The organism is uncultured Polaribacter sp. (assembly GCF_947495205.1).
Lineage (GTDB): Bacteria > Bacteroidota > Bacteroidia > Flavobacteriales > Flavobacteriaceae > Polaribacter.
The window spans coordinates 221,300-244,634 of the sequence record NZ_CANLXV010000002.1 but is presented as its reverse complement, the minus strand read 5'-3'; the positions used below and the strand labels follow the sequence as shown (position 1 = coordinate 244,634).

General features: G+C 31.1%; 11 protein-coding genes. All 11 read right to left on the bottom strand.

Features of this window, described 5'->3' with window-relative positions:
* Positions 1–2: 2 nt before the first annotated feature.
* On the bottom strand, positions 3–3,386 hold the full coding sequence (locus tag Q0762_RS03170; protein ID WP_298763464.1) for a glycosyl hydrolase: 3,384 nt from the start codon (positions 3,384–3,386) through the stop codon (positions 3–5).
* Positions 3,387–3,392: 6 nt separating this feature from the next.
* Positions 3,393–5,501 carry a polysaccharide lyase family 8 super-sandwich domain-containing protein gene (locus Q0762_RS03165; protein ID WP_298763462.1) on the bottom strand — a complete coding sequence of 703 codons (2,109 nt, stop codon included), beginning with the start codon at positions 5,499–5,501 and terminating at the stop codon, positions 3,393–3,395.
* A 33-nt stretch (positions 5,502–5,534) separates the two neighbouring features.
* On the bottom strand, positions 5,535–6,662 hold the full coding sequence (locus Q0762_RS03160; RefSeq protein ID WP_298763460.1) for an alginate lyase family protein: 1,128 nt from the start codon (positions 6,660–6,662) through the stop codon (positions 5,535–5,537).
* A 17-nt stretch (positions 6,663–6,679) separates the two neighbouring features.
* The gene (locus Q0762_RS03155) at positions 6,680–9,718 is read right to left on the bottom strand and encodes a sugar-binding domain-containing protein (protein WP_298763459.1); all 3,039 of its coding nucleotides are present in this window, start codon (positions 9,716–9,718) and stop codon (positions 6,680–6,682) included.
* Between the two features lie 91 nt (positions 9,719–9,809).
* On the bottom strand, positions 9,810–13,865 hold the full coding sequence (locus tag Q0762_RS03150; protein ID WP_298763457.1) for a hybrid sensor histidine kinase/response regulator transcription factor: 4,056 nt from the start codon (positions 13,863–13,865) through the stop codon (positions 9,810–9,812).
* Positions 13,866–14,007: 142 nt separating this feature from the next.
* Positions 14,008–15,048: a GntR family transcriptional regulator gene (locus tag Q0762_RS03145; RefSeq protein WP_298763456.1), complete on the bottom strand. Its 1,041-nt coding sequence runs from the start codon at positions 15,046–15,048 to the stop codon at positions 14,008–14,010.
* Positions 15,049–15,170: 122 nt separating this feature from the next.
* Positions 15,171–16,616: a sulfatase gene (locus Q0762_RS03140; RefSeq protein ID WP_298763454.1), complete on the bottom strand. Its 1,446-nt coding sequence runs from the start codon at positions 16,614–16,616 to the stop codon at positions 15,171–15,173.
* Between the two features lie 15 nt (positions 16,617–16,631).
* Positions 16,632–18,128: a sulfatase gene (locus Q0762_RS03135; protein WP_298763452.1), complete on the bottom strand. Its 1,497-nt coding sequence runs from the start codon at positions 18,126–18,128 to the stop codon at positions 16,632–16,634.
* 114 nt (positions 18,129–18,242) lie between these two features.
* Positions 18,243–18,467: a hypothetical protein gene (locus tag Q0762_RS03130; protein ID WP_298763449.1), complete on the bottom strand. Its 225-nt coding sequence runs from the start codon at positions 18,465–18,467 to the stop codon at positions 18,243–18,245.
* Positions 18,468–18,542: 75 nt separating this feature from the next.
* On the bottom strand, positions 18,543–20,552 hold the full coding sequence (locus Q0762_RS03125) for a hypothetical protein (RefSeq protein ID WP_298763446.1): 2,010 nt from the start codon (positions 20,550–20,552) through the stop codon (positions 18,543–18,545).
* Positions 20,553–20,559: 7 nt separating this feature from the next.
* The gene (locus Q0762_RS03120) at positions 20,560–23,334 is read right to left on the bottom strand and encodes a family 78 glycoside hydrolase catalytic domain (RefSeq protein WP_298763444.1); all 2,775 of its coding nucleotides are present in this window, start codon (positions 23,332–23,334) and stop codon (positions 20,560–20,562) included.
* Between the last annotated feature and the right edge of the window lies 1 nt (position 23,335).

Here is a 23,335-nt window from a genome sequence, read left to right as displayed (position 1 = left end):
AGTTATTGTTTTTTTATAATTTTTGATGCTGAAATTGTTACAGGACCTAATAAACCTGATGGCAATAATGCATCTGTTGGTTTTTGAAAAGAATACGCACTAAATGTTTTGCGTGGTCCTTCTGGTAGTGGTTGGTTATCTCTAAACCACTTTGGCATTTTTTTAAACTTGCCTCTAAATTCAGAATCGCCAAAACCTGGGCTTCCTCTTTTTACATTGTATCCTGTTTGGTTGGGTAATTTTTCATCGCCAATTAAACGGTTTGTCCATTGGTTGGTCACCTGAACCTCTAGTGTATTTTCACCTTCTTTTAAAGCAGTTGTAACCTTTAAATTATGAGGTGCTAGCCAACTTACACCAACATCTTTTCCGTTTACAATTACTTTAGCAATTACATTTACTTTGCCTAAATTAATTTGAAATTGTCTATCAGATTGCAACATATCTTTTTCTATATTGAATGTTGTTTTATACATTGCTGTACCAGAATAATGTTTAATTTCATCTACTTTGCTGGTTGTCCAATCAAACAATTCATCTGTTTGTAAAGTAGCTTTATAAAAGTCTTCTGCTCTAAAATTGATTTCCCAATTGCCTTTAATTTCAACAGAGTTAGAAATATCGTTTACATTAATGTTCCAGTTTTCTGAATTGTTTACCAGTACTGAATAATTTCCGTTTTCATAAACTTCAGCTTGTAATTCATCATGATCATTTAAACTAAATATTGGTTTAGCTGCATTGTTAGATTTTTCATAAACAACTTTTGGTCGCTTTTTATCTTCCTCTTTAAATACTACAAAAACAGATTGTTGTGGCTGCATTTTAATAGCAATATCTGTTCTTCCGTTTTTAGTAGTATATTCAACTAATTTGGTAATCTCTCCTGTTTCTGCATTCCAAAGTTCAGGTACTTTTCCATCAATTAAAAAACTACAATTCAAGGTTTCAACTTCAGTTAAATTATGATTATACACAAAATAAATATCTTCATTTTCCGTACGTCTGTGGTAGAAATTAAAATCAGGTTGTCCGTCAACTATTAAATCTTTCTGAATTTCATTTTCTTTCAATATTTGTTCCCAATCGCCTGAGCTATACGATTTTTTACTAGCCCAAATTTCTTTTACTAAAGATTCAAATTCAGCTTGCATCTCTTTAGTTATGTGGTAACCTCCTAATTTTTTAGGTTTTTTACCAACAATTAAAGCGCCTTGTTTAGATAATTTAAGAATTCCTCTTAAAGTTTCTAAATTGATAACATCATTTCTTTGTAAAGACAATGCATTATAAGTAATACCATTTGGTAATTTTAATTTTCCATTTTCAACTTTTAAACGATTGATAATCACATCAGCATTTACACAATCGTATTTATAAGCAGCTGGAAGTTTTGGACGCATTTGGTTGGCGTGAATTACGTGACTTGGTGCTTTATCGCCAACAAAAACCAATACATCTAACACAGGATTTCCTTGACGTAATAGATACGATCCTCTTGCTAAATAATTGAACCATTCAGGTCCTGCATTGTCCCACCAAGTCTGAGTTCTATCAATATGAGATCCTACAAAACTCATACTCATTCCAGGTTTTACGTGCGTATTGGATTGATGTGCAAAACGATGAAACATATATTCGTTAATTCCGTTTGTCCACTCGTAATCTCCTTTTTGTTTGGCTAACGCCGGATGAAAACCCCAATTTAGTTTGGTACTTGTAAAAGCTTCTGCAGAAATTACATTTTTACCATAAATATGGCCAGCAGATACTGCTGCACGTTTGTGTTTATTCGGTTTTCCTAACCAAAATTCTCCCATTGGGATATCTGCACTTCTACCTGCATCTAAACTGTTAAAAGGTCCTACAAATCCGTAAGGTTCTACATAAGAAATTAAACCATCTTTATGACATAATTCTGTAAAATAATCAAAATAATTGGTCACCATTAAGTCACTTACCAATTGTTTCATATCCCAAAAAACAGCTTCAATTGTTTCGTTGTTTTCTATGTATTTCCCTGCATACATTAATAAAAACGGTGTAAAATCATACCCAAATCTTTTTTCGAAGATTTGCTCCATATCATCTGTCCAGTTTTGTGGCCCAACTTCATAACTGTCAATTTCTACATATTGCAAAGCATTTGGTGCATCAATTTTTGCCTGTTTTATCAATTTACCAACAAAGGCATCATAATGAATTTTTAAGGCTTTTTTACTGAATTTATCTACTTCAAGTCCAGTACCTTCATCAGATGCAGGTTCATTTGTTGCACCAGATGCAGTAAAACCAAAACGCATAATGGTCCAATTTCCTTTTGGTAATTTTGCGTTTAATACACCATCACTATTCATTTTATCAGTTAAAACAATAATATCTTCTTTTTTGATGTATGTACTTTTATCAGGATTTCCAATAGATCTTCTACGTTTTCTGTAAGATGTAAATTCTAGCTTATTACCTAAAGTTTGATTTGCAGAAAGTTGCATTTCGTAAATTCCTGTATCTAATTCTGTTACGATTCTAAAATAACGTGCTGTAATAGGTTTAAAATGTTCTTCAAAATAACATTCGTCTTTCCCAATACGTTCTTCATTGGGTTTGTGAGCCAAAGTAAAATTTACACCATCATCTGATTTTAATAATTTTAAACGCCCTTTTCGTTTGTTGATAAACACAGACATAGAACGAATTGTATGAGGTTTTCCATAATCGTATTGCACCCATTTGTTTGCTTTTAAATCGGCATGCGTATTGGTTTGATGGTCTGTTGCCAAAGCTGTTTTAAATGCTTTATCTGAAGAAGTTATAATAGGTTGTACACGATTGTCTATCAATTCGTTTTTTAAAGATGGGTAGGCAACCACAGCAATATCTTTATAAAAATTATGTCTTGTTGGTGGTTGTGGTAATTTTAGCTGTATTTGTTTACCTCCTTCTGTAATAACTTGACTATTCACCACAACTTTCATTGCGTTTTCTGGGGTTACCCAAGGTCCTCCACTAGACGTCCAACCATCACAATTATGCACTCCAAAACTCAAGCCTAGTTTTTCGCATTCTTTAGCTGCATGCGTTAAAATATCTCTGTGTTCTTGTGAGTTGTATTTTACATCGCCTTCTGGCAAACCCATAGAAACGTTAAAAACCAAAACGCCACCAATTCCTGCTTCTTTAATAGCTTTTAAATCTTTGGTAAAGCCTTCTTTTGATGCATTTCCACTATTAATATGATACCAAGTTCTAGGTTTTGAAGTTTGTGGTGGGTTTTGAAAACCCGCTTCTAAATTGATTTCTTTTTCTGAATTGCTATTCGTGTTTTCGTTTTGACACGAAACTAAAATTGACACGAAACAAATTAAATATATAAGTACTTTTTTCATTTTTTTCTAATTTTTATCTAACGCTACTTGTACCGTTTTTCCTGAATAATTTCCTTGAGGTAAATTGACTATAAACTGGGTTTTTCCATTATTAAAGTTACTATGCTGTGTATTATATTTTCCATGAATTGTAATCTTTATATTTTTTAGTTTGTGTGAAGGGTCGCTTACGGCTAACATTAATTGATTTGTTTTTTCTTCCATTAAAACAACACAAGGTTTATCTACACGAATACCACCTTTAATTTCTGATGTTCCTTTTTTATAAAAGACAATTCCTGCTTGTTTCTTGTCTAAACTTTCTACAGATTGCTGTTGATCTGTATTCACTATTTTAAAAGGATTGCTTTTATGCAAACGCAGCATTTTATCTTGAGTTGTATTTGGCACTAACATGTAATTATAGCTTTTGTTTTTTGGTTGAGAACCATGATTGAACCATAATTTAAAAATATGTTCTGTGAGTATTACTGGTCTGTAACGTTTTGCCACCTTATTCCAACTGCCTTCTAAAATGTTTGTAGAGAAATTGATATTTCCGCCTTTTGGAAATAGATATCCAATGCTATCGTGCAAAATCCAATTTGGTTGTAGTGCTTTTCCGTTTCTGAAATTGGTTTGTATCTTATCATTTTTAGCAACAATAACGTTACCTTTTAAAAAGGATTGGTTTATGGCTGTGGTTACAAGATCATCTGTATTTGCTGAAATATCGCTCCCTAAACACACAATTTTGTCATCAAATAGAAACCAAGATTTTTTGGCTTTTAATCCATCTCGATTGTAATCCATCACAGCAATGCCGTTTTTGCCATTACTAACACCACCAACAAAAGTGCTATTGGTTTTAAAGGCTTTGAACTTGATGATTGGAAGTGGTTTTTTATCTTGAATTATAGTAGTGCCAGGTAATTTTTTCCAATCCCAAAAAGGAAACACATTTTCGTATTCTTTTCCGTTTTTAGATAAAAGTGCAACACCATCACCCATATAATAACCTTGCACATTTTCTTGATTTACAGACTCTGTTCCAACCACTCGTTGAGAACTCATTTTAACCGAAAAATAAAAATCTTTTCTTCTGTGCACCTGAAAATCTGATTTCCAAAAGTGTTTATTACCTGATAAGGTTTTTGAGTATAAAGCAATAGTATAAGCCTCTGTAAATTCTTTATCTAAAACCTTCATTTTTTGAATACATTCTTTTAAACGATTCGCTTTTTGAAGTTGTTCATTGGGAAAAAGCTGTCTTCCACAAGCATTTGTGTCGTAGCTATTGTTGTACAATATCCATTGTTGTCCTTTTAAAACGATGTTTCTAAGAAATTGAATCTTATCTTTTTCAAATTGAAAAGGTGTATTGTCTAAAAAAGTGTAGGTCTTTATCATATCTTCTAAATACGACAAACCATAATTACCAAATTGTAATTGAGCACCATGCTCATGATACGACCAATCTGGTTTTACACCAACACCTTTTGCTATTTTTAATTCGCTTTGAATGGCTTTACTTGCAATGGCTACTGAATCTTGTTTTCTTAGCAACAAAGAGCGTAGCATCACATTATTAGACAACCATACTTTATTTTGACCAGACATTTTTATTTTGGCGCGATGTAACAATATTTTTGCTTTATCAAGCTGTTTTTTAGACAACTCGTTTTCCATTAAAAACAATGTTGGCAACAAAAATTCTGGAACACCAATATGTTGGTCGTGCCAATTGGTGCTTAAAAAATCGTTCTCTAACCAGTAATTTAATCCTTTATGAATTTTTTCTGAAAGGTTTTTATCCTGATAATATTTAGAGGATTCATTTTTATAACTAATTGCTAAATATTGTACATATTTCAAATGATCCTTAACAGGCCAATCACTTCTTATTTTATTGGTATAATCAATTGTAGAAAATGAGCCATCTTCTTTTAAATCTGATAAAAATTCTGCTATTCTAAAATCCTCTATTTTTTGATTTTGATAATATTCCAAGACATTCTTATGAAACTTATCTAAGCCTTTTGGATAAGAAACAGGTACTTCTTTTCTACCATTTGAGCTATTACAACTAATGATGGTAAGTAATATTAAAAAAAGGAAGTTTCTTTGTAACCTCATAGCAGATTATCGCCTATTTTTTTAGGTATTATATTAATGTTTAGGCGTATTTCTTTGGTTTATAATTTGGATTGCTTCATCAAAAGCATCTTCTTTAAATAGTTTATGAGCCTTTTTTAGATCTTTAATTAATTTTTCTTCAGAAGACTTTTTATCTTTAATTTGTTTGAAAGGCCATTCTTTTTTATTGGTTACATAAGGCAACATAAATTCGTAGCCTTTTTTTATACTTCTACCATCTTTTGAAGTTTCATTCCAAAGGTTTACGCCAACTTGTTGACCTAATGCTGCCAATTCTAAAAATGCGTGTAAATTCATTACTGAATAAGAAAAAGATTTTGTTCTCGCTAATTCAAGAGGCTGACTTCCATCAGGTTCAATTTGACTAAAAATTCTAGCTTTTGTGGTTGTAGACAAATAGTTTTTAACTTCTTCAATTTTATTTAGATATCTTAAAATACTTAGCAATTGAACATCATAATGTGTAGCGTGGTTGTTTTTTCTGGTGGATTCTTCTATACCTAATTTGCTATTTTTTAACCAATTGCTGTAATCAGTAAACCAATTATGCATTCCTTTTTCTGTTTTTTTATCGAGCAAATTGTTGGATTTTGCTAATTCTAAAAATTGTAAAACTGCTGTTAAGCCGCCAAATTCAATAATTCCAAAACACCTACCTTCTGATTTACCAGGAACGTATTGCCCAAAATTTACATTAGGGTTCATTTTAGTTTCATCATTTAAAAACCAAGCATTAATAAGGGCTAAATTTTTAATAGCATATTTATTGTTATTACTAATTTTATATGCTTTAGTTAATGTTTTTACAGCAGCTATAAATTTATTTTTCTCTGTATAATCTGTAAAATTATTTCGAGTTTCAGGGTTTATTTCACCATCTTTTCTAATGTATGGTAAACTATCTGACGTATTTGGATTTGGCCACCAATACGGGCCAATACTCATATAATCGTGTTTGCTTTTACTTGGAGGTACACCTGTTTTATGAACTACAGAAAATGGATTTATATTTAATAATAAATCTGCATTTTGAATTATTTGATTATCTTTTTTAGTATTATTTTGAGCATCTGAACAGCTAGTGATACCAATAAAAAAAACAACTATTAACTTGATGTAAAATGATACTGTTTTACTCATAAAAATAATTTAAAATATTAATCAATAAACAATTCATCAATATAAGGGCCACTTTTTCCTGTGGTTTCAATTCTTATACTATTTGCACCCGCTTTTAATCTTAAAATTGCAGGAACAAATTTCCATTCTTTTTCCCATCCACCTGTTGGTTTAAATTCTAAAGTCCTAACATATTCATCATTTAAATACAATTTCATAGGATGCAATGCGCCTTTATTATTGTGCATATATCTAAAACGCATGCTGTAATCGCCTTCTTCGCCATCATTTTCTTGATAGAATTCTACAGATCCTTCTTTACCTTTAAAATCTACAAAACCAGTTCCTTTAAAACGTCTTGCTGCTCTGCTTGCAGTTGCACTTCCTTTTAAAATACCCTCTTCCGCAGAAATATTAATTCCTCTACCAATCCACATATCTTTAGAGTGTTCATCACCCCAAAATAAACCTTCACTTTTACCAAAAGTTTCTTCTAGTGTTAGCACAACTTTTCCGTTTTGTTTGATAATGGCTTTTACGGTAGTATTATCTTGAATTTCAAAAGCGCCTTTGTAAAGCATTCCTTTTGTTTCAGGATTTTCTCCATTTGTGGTATATAAAACTTCTAAATTTGATGCTTTTAATGTTCCAAAAACCGCAAATTGTTTGGTTGCTATGGTTATTTTATTAGAAAGAAATAACGCTTTATCTCCTAAAATTGAAGCTGTAATTACAGCTGCATTTTTAGCATTAGGTTGTTCTCTTAAAAACAATCTTGTTTTACCAAAAAACAAGGCTCTATAATCTGATTTTGTTCTACTTGTAGGATCAATAGGATTTCCATTTTCCATAGAAATCTTTTTTACATCACCCTGAATAGTATAATAGATTTTATTTTCTCCATAAGGATACAAATTGTCATTTGCATCTAAACTTTCTGAAGTAATAATGTAACTTGTTGTAAAAGAATCTTCAGCCTCTAATTTTTGGATGCTTGTTTTTAATTTTGATGGTTGTTTACTTGTACTAAACGAAGTTCGCTTTACTTCTTTGCCATTAATATAAGCGACTGCTTCTAACTTTCCTTCCTCATAAGGAACCATCCATTCACATTGCATTTCGTTCCAAACGGATCCTGGTTTGTCTTTTCCTAAAGACTTTCCGTTTAAAAACAATTCTACTTCCTCTGCATTTGAATATACCCAAACAGGAATAACGGTTCCTTTTTTCATTCTTGGATGCGACCAATGTGGCAACATATGAATCATAGGTTCTTTTGTCCATTGACTTTGGTAGAAATAGAATAAATCCTTTTTAAAACCTGCAACATCTAAAGCACCGCCCATAAATAAATTGAAAGGTAAACCACCATGCACCAAACCAGCTTCTCCATAATAATCGAAACCTGTCCATCTAAAATGACCACTATGCCAAGGATTGTCTCGCATAACTTCCCAATATTTTCTAGCAGAAACTCTTACAGTTGCATTGTCATAAGACGAATTGAAACTTTGTTTTCTATTTCTCCATTTTTTAGGATTGATGCCTTCGTAAAAAAAGATTTCTTTTTCTGTTAAATTTGGTAATTCATACGTTCCTGGTAATTCGTTATCTCTCCACCAAGTTTGTGTTCTGTAATAACCTCTGGTTTGCCAAGTATGTGGCGCTTCTGTAGAAATAAATGGTTTTTCTAATTCTTTTTGATTTTTACTATCTATAAAAGATTTGGTTTCAGAACCTCCATTTACACCTTGAATATCCATATCTTCTGGATTTCCTGCGCCTGATGTAAACAAACGTGTTGGATCTAGTTGTTTTCCAAACTTCACCAATTCTGATCCTATGGGGCTATGTGTTTCATTTCCTAAGCTCCAAACAAAAATACTTGGATGGTTTCTGTCTCTTGTAATCCATTCTGTTACATCACGTTTCCACCATTGGTCAAAAGCTTGTTTGCCGTAATCTTGAGGTGCTTTTTTGTGCCAACCGTCAAAAATTTCATCCATTACCAACAAACCAATTTCATCACAAATATCATAAAACATTGGTGGCGTAGGATTGTGTGAAGGACGAATGGCATTAATGCCCATGTCTTTTAAACTTTGTAATTTCCAACGTAACATGGGCTTTGTCCAAGCACCACCAACTGGACCACCTTCCCAATGTTCGCAAACACCTTTTAATTTTACATTTTCTCCATTCAACCAAAAACCAGTTGCTGTTTCCCATTTTACGGTTTTAAAACCAAAAGTGGTTTCAATTTCATCAATAACTTTTTTTCCTTTTAAAATTTGAGTAACCGCTTTGTAAACATTTGGAGTTTCTGGACTCCATAATTGAGGATTTTTAACTTCTAATTGATACGTAGGATTTGAAGCTGTTATTTTCTCGCAGTTACTTGTCAATTCTTTTCCTTTAGCAGAAAATAATTTTACCTCATATTTTAATCCTTTTAATTTTCCGTTGATTTCTGCATCAATAACAACCGTTGCTTTTTCTTTTGAAATTGAAGGTGTTTTTATAAAAATTGAATTGGGTTTAAAATGCGTTGGATGTACCTCTGTTAATTTTACTTGCGCGTAAATTCCACAAGGGTGATACCAACGTGCAGAAGGTTCTAAAGAATTATCAACACGAACGGCAATGGTGTTTTTCCCTTCCTTTAAAAATTTTGAAATATTGTATCTAAAACTGATGTAACCATAGGGTCTTTTGCCTAAGTGATGGCCATTTATCCAGACTTCAGAATTCATATAAACGCCATCAAAATTGATGTAGGTGATTTTAGAAAGACTTTCTTTTTTTATGTTGAATTGTTTTCTGTACCAACCAATTCCACCATCATGATAACCACCACCTTGACCTTGATCTCCACCTTTTCTTACGCCTTTTTCAAAAGACCAATCGTGTGGTACGTTTAATTTTTGCCAACTAGAATCATCAAAATTTTCTTTTGAAAATGTGGGATTGTCTTCTAAAATAAACTGCCAATTGTTATTAAAATTAGTTGCTACGCGTTGGCTGTTAATTGAAAATATAATTGAAAAATATAGTAGAAAAAAGGCGGAACTTTTCATTAGTTTATAGGCTTGTTTGGTGTAAAACAAACATAATATTTTTTAACCTATAACTAATCCTGTAGTGTTATGTATAAACTATACCACTGTTTTAGATATTCTTACCTGAAAATTTACTTGAGAATTCAGAAGGTGTAAGGCCGTATTTTTTCTTAAAGCATTGGCTAAAATATTTTGGTCTTTTAAAACCAACTTTATGGCTAACTTCTGCAATGGTTAATTTGTCTAATTCTAATAATTTAGAAGCGTGTTTTAGTCTTATTTCTTGAATAAAATCGTTTGGAGTTGCGTTTGCCCAAGCTTTAACTTTTGTAAATAACATAGAACGACTTACGCCTAAATCTTCAGAAAACTGTGCAATATTAAAATCGGGATTGGCAATATTGTCTTTTACAATTTCAAATGCTTTTTCTAATAGTTTTTGGTCTAAAGAAGTTAAAGAAATATCTAAAGTTTCAAAACTAGTATTAGACATAAATTTGTTTTTTAAGCTAAGTTTAGAGTCTAAAATGTTTTTAATTTTTAGCGTAAATTCTTTGATATTAAATGGTTTTGTTATGTAATCATCTGCACCACTTTCTAAACCTTCAAATTTATAGATTAAAGACGTTCTAGAGGTTAATAAAATTACAGGAATATGGCTTGTGGCAATGTTTGTTTTTATTTTAGAGCACAATTCTGTACCTACCATTTCTGGCATAACTACATCGCTAACAATTAAATCTGGTAAATGCTTGGTGGCAAGATTAAAAGCTTCTTTTCCATTTTTGGCTTGTAAAATGTTATAGTTTTCTTTTAAAATTTCTTTCATAAAAGATCTTAAAACAGTGTTGTCTTCTACAATAAGTATGGTGTGCTTTTCTGTTTCTAGTATTAAATTTTTAACCGGTTTATTTTTATCATATTTTGGTAAATTTATTTGCGTGATGTATTGCGAAACGTCATCACTTTTTTTGAAATTTGGTATGATTTCTTTTTCAGATAAATGTGCTGTGCCCATTTTTAAACTTACTGTAAATTTTGCACCAATAGGGGTTATGTTTTCTACAGAAATATCTCCATGATGTAATTTTACTATATTTTTGGCAATAGATAAACCAATTCCCGTTCCTTTTACATGGTTGGCATTGGTTTGTTTATGCACTGCAACTTCAAAAAAACGATCAAATATTTTATCTATAAATTCTTCAGAAATACCTACACCAGAATCTTCAACTGTAATGATTACGTTTTCATTTTGTTGGCTAATTTTCACAAATATATTTCCACCATTTTTAGTGTAACGAAAAGCGTTAGATATTAAGTTATAAAAAACACGCTCTAGTTTATAACGATCATAATACATCAAAATTTCTTCTTCTGAAGTTATGTATTTATAGTTGTAATTACCGTCTTTGGCATGTTCTGAAAATGATAAAAATATTTCATGTAAAAACTTAACAATATTACCTTCTGCAGCGGCTAGTTCAAACTGATTACTTTCTAATTTTCTAAAATCCATTAATCTATTAATAAGTCTCAAAAGATGATTGGTGCTACTCTCTATAATTTTTAGTTTTTTATAGATTTCACTTGGGCCAGAATAGTCTGAAAGTATTTTTTGAAGAGGTGCTGTGATTAGTGTTAATGGTGTTCTAAATTCATGAGAAATATTGGTGAAAAATTCTAGCTTAACTTTGTTTAATTCTTCATTTTTTTTGTTGGCAATATATTCTAACTTCAACTTATCTTTTAACCTTGCTTTAGATTGAATAAACCAAGAAATACTATATAATGTAATAAAGAGTAATAGTACATAAATAGTGTAAGCCCACCAAGTTTTCCATGGAGCTGGGTTTATAATGATGTCTATATTTGTAGGCCTGTTGTTCCAAACATTATCATGATTTGCTCCTTTTACTTGAAAGGTGTAATTGCCTGCGCTTTGTAATGTAAAATAAGCTTCTGTTTGCTTGGTGTAAGTCCAAGAATTATCTAAGCCTTTTAAACGATATGCATATTTATTGCCTTTAGAGTTTATGTAATTGGGTAGGGCATAGCTAATAGAAAAATTAGAGTTGTTATAATCTAACTCTAAAGCATCTGTGTAATTTAAGTTTCTAGATAAGATCATATCATCTGTATCTATATTTACTTCTTTGTTTTTTATTTTTAATTGAGATAAAACAACCTTGGGTACGTCTATACTTTTAACTATATTTTCAGAATTAAAGGTGGTTACGCCAAATAAATCTCCAAAATAAAATTGTTTTCCAATTTTTAAACTGGAATTTGGTCTAAAATTGTTATTGGCTAAGATATTATTATTGTAGGCAAAACTTTTGCTTGTATTACTGTTATATCTTACAATACCAATATCTGTACTTAGCCATAATACTCCTTTTTTTCCTTCTAAGATGGAATGTACTGATGTAAATTTATTTCGAGTAGGAAAGTTTACAATCTTTGTTTCGTTACCTGTTATTTTGTACAAACCTCTGGTGGTGGTTCCTATCCAGATCACATTATTAGAATCTTTAAAAACTGCACTTACGTTATAGGTTATTAATGGTCTGTTTTTAAAGTAATTTTTAATTTTGGCTACACCTTTTTCATCTATTTTTATGGTAGAAACGCCACCAATACCTCCAGCAATTATGTTATCATCAGCATCAATAAAAATAGATTTCATAATGTTAGAAGCTATTTTATTTCTATAAAATTGTCTTATTCTTTGTGTTTCACAATTGTATCGTATTATACCCAAGCCAGTTGCGCCAATAATTAAATTGTTTTTGGCGTCTTTCTTAATATCATTTATTATCGAGTTTTTTAAAAGCGCTCTTAAAGGTTTAGAAATAATATTAGGACGTATTTTTTTCAACTTTACATCATAAACAATAATCCCTTTGTTTTCGGTGCCAATAAATAAGAGGTTGTCAGAATTGTTGTAATACAACGTTTTAATAGGATGTGTTCTGTTTTTTTTAGTACTTTTTATTTTAAATATTTCAGAAACATTACCTTTTTTATCAAAAACATTTACAACACCTGTTTCTGTAGCAAAGTATATATTTTGTTCTTTGTCTGTAACAATACTATTGGTAATGTTATTATTTAATTTTTTGTTTTTAAAGTGCAGGAAGTTTTGGTAAGATTTGTCCCAAGTAATTACTCCTCCATTTTGTGTGCCCAACCACATTAGTCCGTTTTTATCTTTGTAAATAGTTCTTATATAATTTTGAATGGTGCTATAGTTGTCAACATTATTTTCTTTTATAAGAGTGGTTTGGTTATTTGAATCAATAATATAAAGACCACTTGTGGTAGCTATCCATAAATTTTTATTATTATCTAATTCTAAATCTCTTACATCTAAGTTTTTTGGAATATTTATTTCTTTAGGGTGTTCAAATTTTTCTGTTTTTGTATTAAAATGTAACAACCCATTGTATTTTGTGCCTAAAGCAATAATTTCTGAAGAAACTTGTAAAATACTGTTAATGTGTAGTTTATTTGTTTTGTTGTTTAAATGATATTCACTTGTAATAAATTTATTATTTTTATCTCTATCTACTTTTACAAGGCCATTGTTTGTAGCCAACCATATAACATAATTGTTGTCTCTGTAAATATCATTTATAGCTCTAGTACCTTTTTTAGGGTTTTTGGTTAAGAATCTTTTAAATCTTTTTGTGCTTTTGTTGTAGATGGAAACTCCGTTTGCAGTACCAAACCAAATATTTCCTCTGTGCATTTCTAAGCTACAAATAATTAAACTATTGCTTAATGAAAATTTATTTGAAGCTCTTCTATAAAACCGCTTAAAGCTATTATTTTTAGGATCAAATCTGTTTAAACCATTAAAAGTACCAGCCCAAATAATGCCGTCTTTATCAATAAGAATATTAGATACATCACTATTGCTTATGCTAAATTTATCTTTTGGGTTATTTCTGTAAATGGTAAATTCTTTACCATTGTATTTGTTTAATCCATTGCTTGTAGCAAACCAAATCTGCCCAAATTTATCTTCTTGTATAGCTGTTATGGTATTGTGTGAAAGACCATCTGAGATATTAATATTCTTAAAATTATACCTACTTAATTGAGCAGATATCAATTTTGTGAATAACAGCAGTATAAGTAAAAATATTTTTTGTTTCATTGAAAGTATATTTCAGCTGCAGATTTTTTAGCTCTTCGAAGGTAAAAAAAATACATTTGTCTGAAAACTAAATTTTATTAAAAAAAATAAGGAAGTCTATAGCAGACTTCCTTACTTAAATAAACTATATATTAAACGTAATTTATAGTGATGCTCTGTCTATAAAATTTACTGGAATTTTTATTTTTTCTTTCTTTTTCTGCAAAATCAATTGAGCAGCTTCTTTTCCCATAGATAAAAAGTTGGTGGTAATTACAGTAATACCTAACAATTGTTTTAAAGGATTGTCGTTGTAAGAAATTACACCTATTTCTTTACCTAAAGTAAAACTACTTCTTTTAACTTTATTTACAATTTTTACCAAATCATCATCTTCTATGGTAATAAATAAACTGTTATTATTTATTTCAGTTTGATCTGTTATTTCCTCTAAAATTTCAAATTCGAAATTATTTTGGACACAGAATTTTTTAAAACCTGTTAATATTTTTGAAGGATATGGGTAAAATGTAGCTTTAGGATAGACCAAATGTATTTTTTTGTACTTACTTACTTTGTCTATACCAATTTGCAAAGCTGCTATAATATCTTGTTCAAAATCTTGCGTTACTTCTATAAAATCTCCTGAAATTTCGGTTTCTTTATTATCTAAAATTACTAGATTATCTTTAGGTAATTCATTTATAGCTTTAAGCACTTTGTCTGTACTTGTTTTATGCAAAAGGTTATCCGTTCTAAAATGAGGAATAATGGCATAATAATTATAAGCAGTTTTATGCTTGTTAATTAGTTCTAAAAAAAGTGATTCGTCACAATGATAACTATGTAAATCTACATGAAAGTTATCTCCAACTTCTTTTACAAAAGCGTTATATACTTCCATTTTAAACAAACTTAATTTGTTTACTAGAAAAAGAATATTTGGTTTAAACGTTATTTGATTTTGAGCAACGTAGGTACCTTTACCGTGCACAGAAACTAAAACTTTTTGTTTTTTTAATACGCTATATGCTCTTTCTACAGTATCTCTAGAAAGGTAAAAATCTTTACTTAATTTATTAATTGAAGGTATTTTATCACCAATTTTTATATTGCCCGTGGTTATATTGTTAATTATAGAATCTATAATTTGCATATATTTGGGCACCATAGAGGTAGTGTCTACTTTTATAAAATCAACCATAATATTAGTCTTTAAAATCTTAACATAAAAGTAAAGAATATAAAGATATTAAAAATCTGAATTATGGTCACAAAAAGTTTTTTAACATTTTTATATGTTAAATTGATATTAATACTAAAAAATTACCTTTTCCTAGGCTGGTCGTTTTGTAAAAAAGGTTTGTCTCTAGGAAATTGTTTCTCTAGAAGTTCTTTCATTTTAACTTCTACTTTTTTATGTTTTTTGTTGCCAGAAAGGTTTGTAAAAGACAATACGTTTTTTTTGTGTTCGTATAACTCTGCTTCTAAAATTTCATGAGTTACAGCATTTCTCCATTCTATATAACGCCATTTTCCATCTGTTGCAGTAACGCCCATAATTTTTTTACCTCTTGCGTAAACACTAGTTGCAATCTTATCGCCTTTTTTATTCGGTTTGTTTATAATTGGTAAAATACTTTTACCATCAGATTTTGGTGCTTCTAGTCCGCACAAATCCACCAACGTTGGAAAGATATCTACATTTTCTACCAATGCATTTGAAGTTTTGCCAGTTTTTCTTTTTTTGTAATTACTTTCTCTACTTATAATTAAAGGCACTCTTACATCTATTTCTGCATTAGAATGTTTACACCAAGCACCATATTCGCCAATTTTATATCCATGATCGCTCATAAAAATAACCATGGTATTTTTACGTAAATCTAATGCTTCTAAAGTTTGCATAACTTTACCCACTTGAGCATCTATAAAACTTACAGAAGCGTGGTAACCGTGTATTAACGTTCTTGTTAATTCATCATCTAAATCTCCTTCTTTAGGAATACCATGATAACCTTTTAACTCGCCCCATTTACTTAATGCCAAACGATACATACCTTCTGGTTTATTTCTTGATGGAATTTTAAATTTACTTTTATCGTGTAAATCCCAATATTTTTTAGGAGCATTAAACGGTAAATGCGGTTTGCTTAAACCTACAAACATTAAAAATTTATCATCTTTAATTTTATGTAATGTTTCTATAGCGTATTTTGATACTCGTCCGTCTTTATAAGCTTCATCGGCAACATCTGCATCCTCATAAGCTGGTCCTTTTTTATAGGTTCCTTCTTTTTTAAGTTGATTTATTAACGCTATATTTTCTGGCTTTACGTAACTATTGGGTTCTTTTGCAAAGTAATTGGTCCATTCTTTTTTATCATCTGTACTATGATGATATACTTTGCCAATACTAACCGTTTTGTAGCCATTTTTCTTGAATAATTGTGGCATGGAAACGACTGCTTTGTTTATTTTACGAAGTGGTGTAAAAATACTGTAAACGCCTAAAGTTTCTGGTCTTAAACCGGTTAAAGTACTCATTCTAGAAGGAGCACAAATTGCTTGTTGTACATACGCTTTGTTAAACAAAACACCATCTTTTGCCAATTTATCTATGTTTGGTGTAATTGCTGTTTCACTTCCATAACAACCTAATTCTGCTCGTAAATCATCAACATAAAAAATTAAAACATTTGGTTTTTCTTCTTGAGAAAAAGTGTTTGCAATACAAAAAGTAATGCAAAATAATACTAGTACTTTTTTCATCTTAAATAATTTAGTTTAAAGTTTTTTTGGTGATTGTACTTGGCCTTTTCCATCATTCCAACTCCAAAAATCTATAGCTCTTCGTTTTTCATCAAATTTATAGCCCCATTTTTCCATATAATATGCTCTTGGTCTTACTTCGTCTCCAATTTTTTGCAATTGCTTGTGCAATTTTGATTCTAAATCATTTTGAATATTTATAAATTCAGGTTTACCCAATAAATTATTTTGCTGAAAAGGGTCATTAACATTATCATAAAACATACTTGGTCCTTTTGGTGTAACCACATAGGTATATTGTTTGGTTCTAATACCTCTATAAGGTTGGTCTTTATAATTAGCTCCAAAAGGCGCTATAAGCATTACTAATGCAGCTCTATCTGCATTTGGATCAGGGTTTTTTATTAACGCTGCTAAGTTTTCTCCTTCAATATCTTTTGGAATTGAAGTGTTGGTTAATCCTAATAAAGAAGGTAAAATATCTGGAGTTGTTAAAGGCGCATTTACAATCTTACCTTTATTATTATTAATTTTTGGGTATCTAATTAAAAAAGGAACGCGTATAGACTCATCCCAGGCCAATTGTTTTACAAAAGGTTTTACGCCATGAGCTCCCATCATTTCTCCATGATCTGCAGAAAAAACAATAATGGTGTTTTCTAACAATCCTAGTTCTTTTATTTTTTTGATTACATTTCCAATAGCCTCATCTGTTGCTGTTGCGTGTGCATAATAACCTTGTAATTCTTTACGTGCTCTTTCTTTAAAATTGTCTGAAATATTAGGATTTAATGTCAACGATTCTGGCGGATACATATCCTTATATTTCTTGGGCGCAGAACCATGAGGATAATGTGGTGTTGCAATAGAAATTACAGCTAAAAACGGATTTTTATCCTTAGCATGTTGTTCTAAATATTTATTTGCATCTTCTGTAATTGCAAATGGAGAATATTTATCCCAAATTTTTAATGTTGTATTTTCATTATCATAATATGGCATTTTTGTGTAGTTATGAGAACATTCTAAAGCTCTCCAAAAATCAAAACCTTGCCTTCTTTCTTTTGGAATATAAGTTGAACGACCATGACCATCTAAATGCCACTTGCCCCAATATGCTGTATTGTAACCTTCCTTTTTAAAGATTTCTGCCATAGTTTCTTCTGACGCAGGTAAATGAATGTCATTTAAAAACATACCTGTTGTAGTTGGGAATTTTCCTGTAAATAAAGCAGCTCTATGAGGTGTACATACTGGAGTTACAGAAACTGTATTGGTGAAATTTACAGATTCTTTTGCAAAAGCATCTAAATTTGGTGTTTTTACATCTGGGTTACCTGCATAACCTAATGCTGAACCTCTCCATTGGTCTGTAAGAATGTAAACTATATTTGGTTTTTTTAAAGCAGTTTTTACATTTTCTGCTGTAGCTTCTGAATTTGTTCCTTTTTTGCAACTTGAAAAAGCAACTATAATAATTAAAATAACTATCGAAAATAATTTGGTTTTCATGTTTTAGATGGATTGTCTCTTGGTTTGTTAATTGATTATTTTTACTCCTTCTTCAGTGGTATGTATTTTTTTATAGCGTAGTTATACTAGGCAATATTTCTGCGTTAAATCTTGTCAATAGACCATTTCTGTTGATGAAAACGCGCGATAACCATCCATAGAATTGTGGATTGTTGCGTTTTCCATATCAAGAGAAGTGTACATCCAAACTTTTCCGTCTTTCCAAACATGAGCAGAAGGATCTGCCGTTCGAATATGACGAATTACAGGATTGTTTATTACACTATCTTTCTGTTTTTGTTCTTTTGCTAACGTTTTTTTTTGCGGTTTGCAACTCATCAAAAAAAGAACAAAAAATAAAGGTAAGATTATGACTAGTTTTTTATGCATAATATTTTATAACAAGGTGTAATTCTATTTTTTACCTTCAATAAAATTTAAAAGTATGTTTTTAACATCGCTAACAGTACCTTGTTTTAAACCTTTGTTTACATTAGCGCCAGTAATCCAATATAAAAGCATTCCTGCATCAGAACAGTCCCATTTTCCTTTTTGAAATTTCACAACATCATCTACTTCTGCCATTTTACCATATACCCAAACTTGCTGTAGTCTTTTGTCTTTATGATCTCTAGCCCAGTCCCATTGATTAATAGGAACTTTTAGCTTAATGTTTTGATCTGGAATTCTAACTTCTTCTACACCAAAATCTAGTATTTGTTGCCAAGTGTAAAAGTCTCCAGCATCATCATTTGCTGGATGGTGTGTAATTACTTTTACATATTTGTGTTTTTTCTTAGAACTTTTATCTAATGCAAAACCTATAATATCTGGTTCTCCAGCTTCAATAATCCAAAGTGGGTCTTCTGCGGAAGAAGCATTAATTGCTCTTGCCAAATCTTTTACGGTTTCTTTTTGGTTCCATTTGGCATCTAAAAACTTAAGGTTATTAAAACCTCCCCATCTTCTTGCAGTAACATCGCAAACACTTTGCATTAATGCATGACGTTCTATTTCTGCTTTTTCAGAAATTCTTTTTACACGCACCAAATCGCAACTATGGGAATAATGTACCAATTTACTTGCTAAACCTGTAGCACGCAATAAGGCTAAAGAAACTGCTGTGCCACCTAAATCATCTGGATCTGGAGAGTTACCATCTGCTACAACTGCAATACGCCCTTTAGGAGCATCAATTACAGGAGCTCTATTTTGTGCTACTTTTAAAGTACCTTCAAACGGAGTTTTAATTACTCTTTGGCCTATACCAACAGGTACAAACACAATACCAGACCAACGCGCTCTTGCCCATTCTTTACCATCTGCACTGCCTATTTTGGCAATTACGGTAATTTTATCTCCTTTTTTAAATTTTATATTTTTCCATAATTTATTATTTCTTTCTCCTTCTTCAAATACATCTTTGGTTAATGGTGGTGTAAAAGTGCCTAATTCTTTATTGTTGATTAAGACTTTAAATTCAGATTGCCCATCATTTTCACCAACGGCTACGAAAACCATATCATAATTCCCACTTTTAAACGGAAATGGAGTAGTGGCCTGTGCTTCTTTTTGTTTGTTTGGGTTTATTCCTAACCATTTTCCGCCAGCGTGTTTGTAAAATCCTGTTCCTTTAATAGGAAAATCTGCAATTGGTAAGGTTTTGTTTTCTAAAAGTGAAGCGCCAATTTGCTTATAATAAGATTTTAAAGGCCAAAGCGTTGTTGTTTTTTCGCCTAAATCTTTTGGTTTGTAGCTACTGTCTTTTGTTAAAATAAATTTATCAAACTCAAAACCATCTTCTCGCATACTAAATTGTATATCGTGCAAACCTTTTTTATCTATGTCTAAATAAATTTGTTGTGGTATGCCACAATGTTCTTCTTTTGTTCTTTGTTTGCTTTCCCAAGTCCATTTATTTTTTCCTTGGCACCATTGCATACGTTTTCCGTTTTCTGGCCAATTTCCATTGAGACCAACATGCAAACCATTATCTTCACTTCCAGTGCTAAAAGCACGAACCCAAACATAATAACGTCCAGGATTTGTTATTCTAACTTTATAATGTAAAACACCTAGCTCACCAGCTTTATTAGAAAAGTTTTCTCCTGGAACTAATTTATCTGTGTGAGTTACTCTGCTATCTGGTAATATTTCTATGTATGTGCCATTACTTGCATTTGCATGATTAGATTTATCTTTATCTGGGCCAACTTTAGTTTGAGCATTTTTAGCGGTAATGTACCATTGCCTAACAGCTGTTTTACTTTGTTTGTAAAAGTATTCTGCTTCTACAGAAACCATACCTTTATTTTCCATAAAAACCACATCTTTATTGGCAATAGGCGCGTTTAGTTGTACTACTTGCGCATTTAAAAATGAACTGATTACCAAAAGAACCAATACAAGGAATTTAATTTTCATTATTTAATTATTTAATTTTTGATTGAAAAGAATATTGACCTGGTTGTACTTCTAATTCGAAAGCGTTTTTACCTGAATTTAACAATTTCACATGCTTGTTCGCTTTAAAAGTTATTCCGTTTAAAAGTAAATCTTGCGTTGTATCTGCAGGAACAGTTACAATTGCAGCCGTATTTGTAGGAATGGTAACATTTAATTGAAATATGTTTCCTTCTATTTTCCAAGAAGATTTAACCTTGCCATAAGGTACATTTACACTGGCAGCTGCAGAAGTTAGTGGAGCTTTAGGAATTGGTGCTATTCTAATTTTTTTATAACCAGCTTCTAAAGGCGCAATTCCACCAATACGCTCATAAATCCATTCGCCAATAGCTCCATATGCGTAATGATTTAAACTGTTCATTTTTTGCGGATTAAATCCTTCTGCTTTGCTATAACTATTCCAACGTTCCCAAATAGTACTTGCACCTTGGTTTATAGAATAAAACCAAGATGGATAGGTTTCATTAAATAGTAATTTATACATTAAATCTATTTCGCCTGTTTGATCTAAAACTTCGGATAATAAAGGTGTTCCTAAAAAACCTGTACGCAAGTGGTTGTCTGCTTCTGCTATTTTTCTTAGCAAATGTTTTTTTGCATTTGGTTTGTTTTCTTCAGATAACAAACCAAAAGCTAATCCTAATAAATACGAAGTTTGTGTTTCTGTAACTCCTTTTGTTTTGCCGTTTTCAAAGAATTTATTTTCAAAAGATTTGGCTACGGTTTTATACAAAGTATTGTATTTTTCAAACTCAGCTGTTTTGCCCAAAACTTTTGCTGTTTTTGCAGTTAAGTTTGCTGAATGTGCAAAAAATGCAGTACCTATTAAAGATTTTGATGTGTCGCCTCTATTGTCTCCATTTTCTGGCAATGGCTGCAACCAATCTGCAAAAAAGCCCATTTTAGAAATGTAATTTTTAGAACTTTTTTCATGATAGGCAACCCATCCTTTCATCATTTTAAAATTATCTTCAAGAATTTTTTTATCGCCTGTTCTGTAGTAAATTTTCCAAGGAATAATAGTAGCTACATCACCCCAACCAGCACTTACTTTGTTGTTAAATAATACGTCTGGTACAACCCAAGGAATACCACCATTATCAAATTGAGATTCTCTAACACTTTGCAACCAACTTGCCCAGAATTTATATACATCTGCATTAAAGATAGATGTTGGTCCAAAAACTTGTGCATCTCCTGTCCAGCCCATTCTTTCATCACGTTGTGGGCAATCTGTTGGAATATCAAAAAAATTACCTCGTAAACCCCAAACAATGTTGCTTTGTAGTTGATTTAATTTTTCATTTGATGATGTAAATGTTCCGTTTTTTTCAAAATTAGAATATTGTACCAAACCTGTAACCCAATCTTTAGTAGGTTCTTTAGAAGTATCAAAACCACTTAATTCTACATATCTAAAACCGTGAAATGTAAATTTTGGCATATACTCAATAACTCCATCTTCTTTTGCTGTGTAGTAATTTGTAGACAATGCACCTCTATAGTTTTCTGTATAAAAAGAACCATCTGCAGCTAACATTTCTGCAAATCTAATTTTTAGTGTTTGCCCTTTTTTCATGGGTACTTTTATAAAAGGGACACCTACCATGTTTTGTTCTAAATCAAAAATTACAGCACCATTTTTTTTAAAAACTTTTTGTGTTGCTAATTTTATTTTAGATTTTACAGTTGTATGTCTTTTTGGTTCTAAACGAATTGTATTTTTAATAGGAAAAGTGTTAACAGAAGCCCAATTATTATCATTAAAACTAGCTGTTTGCCAATTTGGCATTTCTAAATTGGCATCATACGTTTCTCCATCATAAATTTCTGAAAGACGAATTGGACCATTTGTTGTTGCTTTCCAAGAATCATCAGAAAGTATTGTTTTCTTAGAACCATCTTTCATGGTAATTTCTAATTGTGCTAAAACTTTTGGAGTTTCTGTATCTATCCAATAAGATTTCATCCAACCTAATCTTCCAGAATGCCAACCTGCCGCCAATTCTATACCAATTGTGTTTGCACCAGTTGTTATTAGATTGCTTACATTGTAGGTAATAGTTTCTAAGCGTTTTTTGTAAGGTGTGTAGCCTGGTGGCATTACATCATCACTCACATCTTCGCCATTTATGGCAACATCAAAAACACCTTTTGCTGTAATATATAATCTTGCAGCAATTGCTTCTTTAGTTATTTTAAAGTTTTTTCTTAAATATTGTGGTCTATGTACAATATTATTTTGGCTACCCATAACCTTTTCTTTTTTGGTATCTAAGCCAATCCAATTTGCTTGCCAATCAGAATTTTTTAGTAATCCCAGTTCAAAATGATTGATATCACTCCAAAAAGAAGCTTCTTTGTCTTGATTCCAATACTTTACTTGCCAGTATACTTTTTGACGTGATTCTAATTCTTTTCCTTGATATTTGATCCAGGTAGATTGGTTTGTTTCTTGTTTTTTAGAATTCCACAAATCTGGGTTGTTAGGTAACAAATCTGGTTTTGTTGCAGCTACAATTTGATATGCAGATTGACTTTTATTATTTTCTGAAGCTGGTAATTTCCAGGAAAATGTAGGTGTTGCATTATAAAAACCTAATGGGTTTTTGAAGCCTTCTGAGATTGTTAAATCATTTGCTTTTTTTAAAGTTTCTTTTTGATCACAAGAAGACATGCTAAAAAACACAAGACTTAAAAGTACTACTAAAAATAATTTTTGTTTCCGTTTATTATCCATT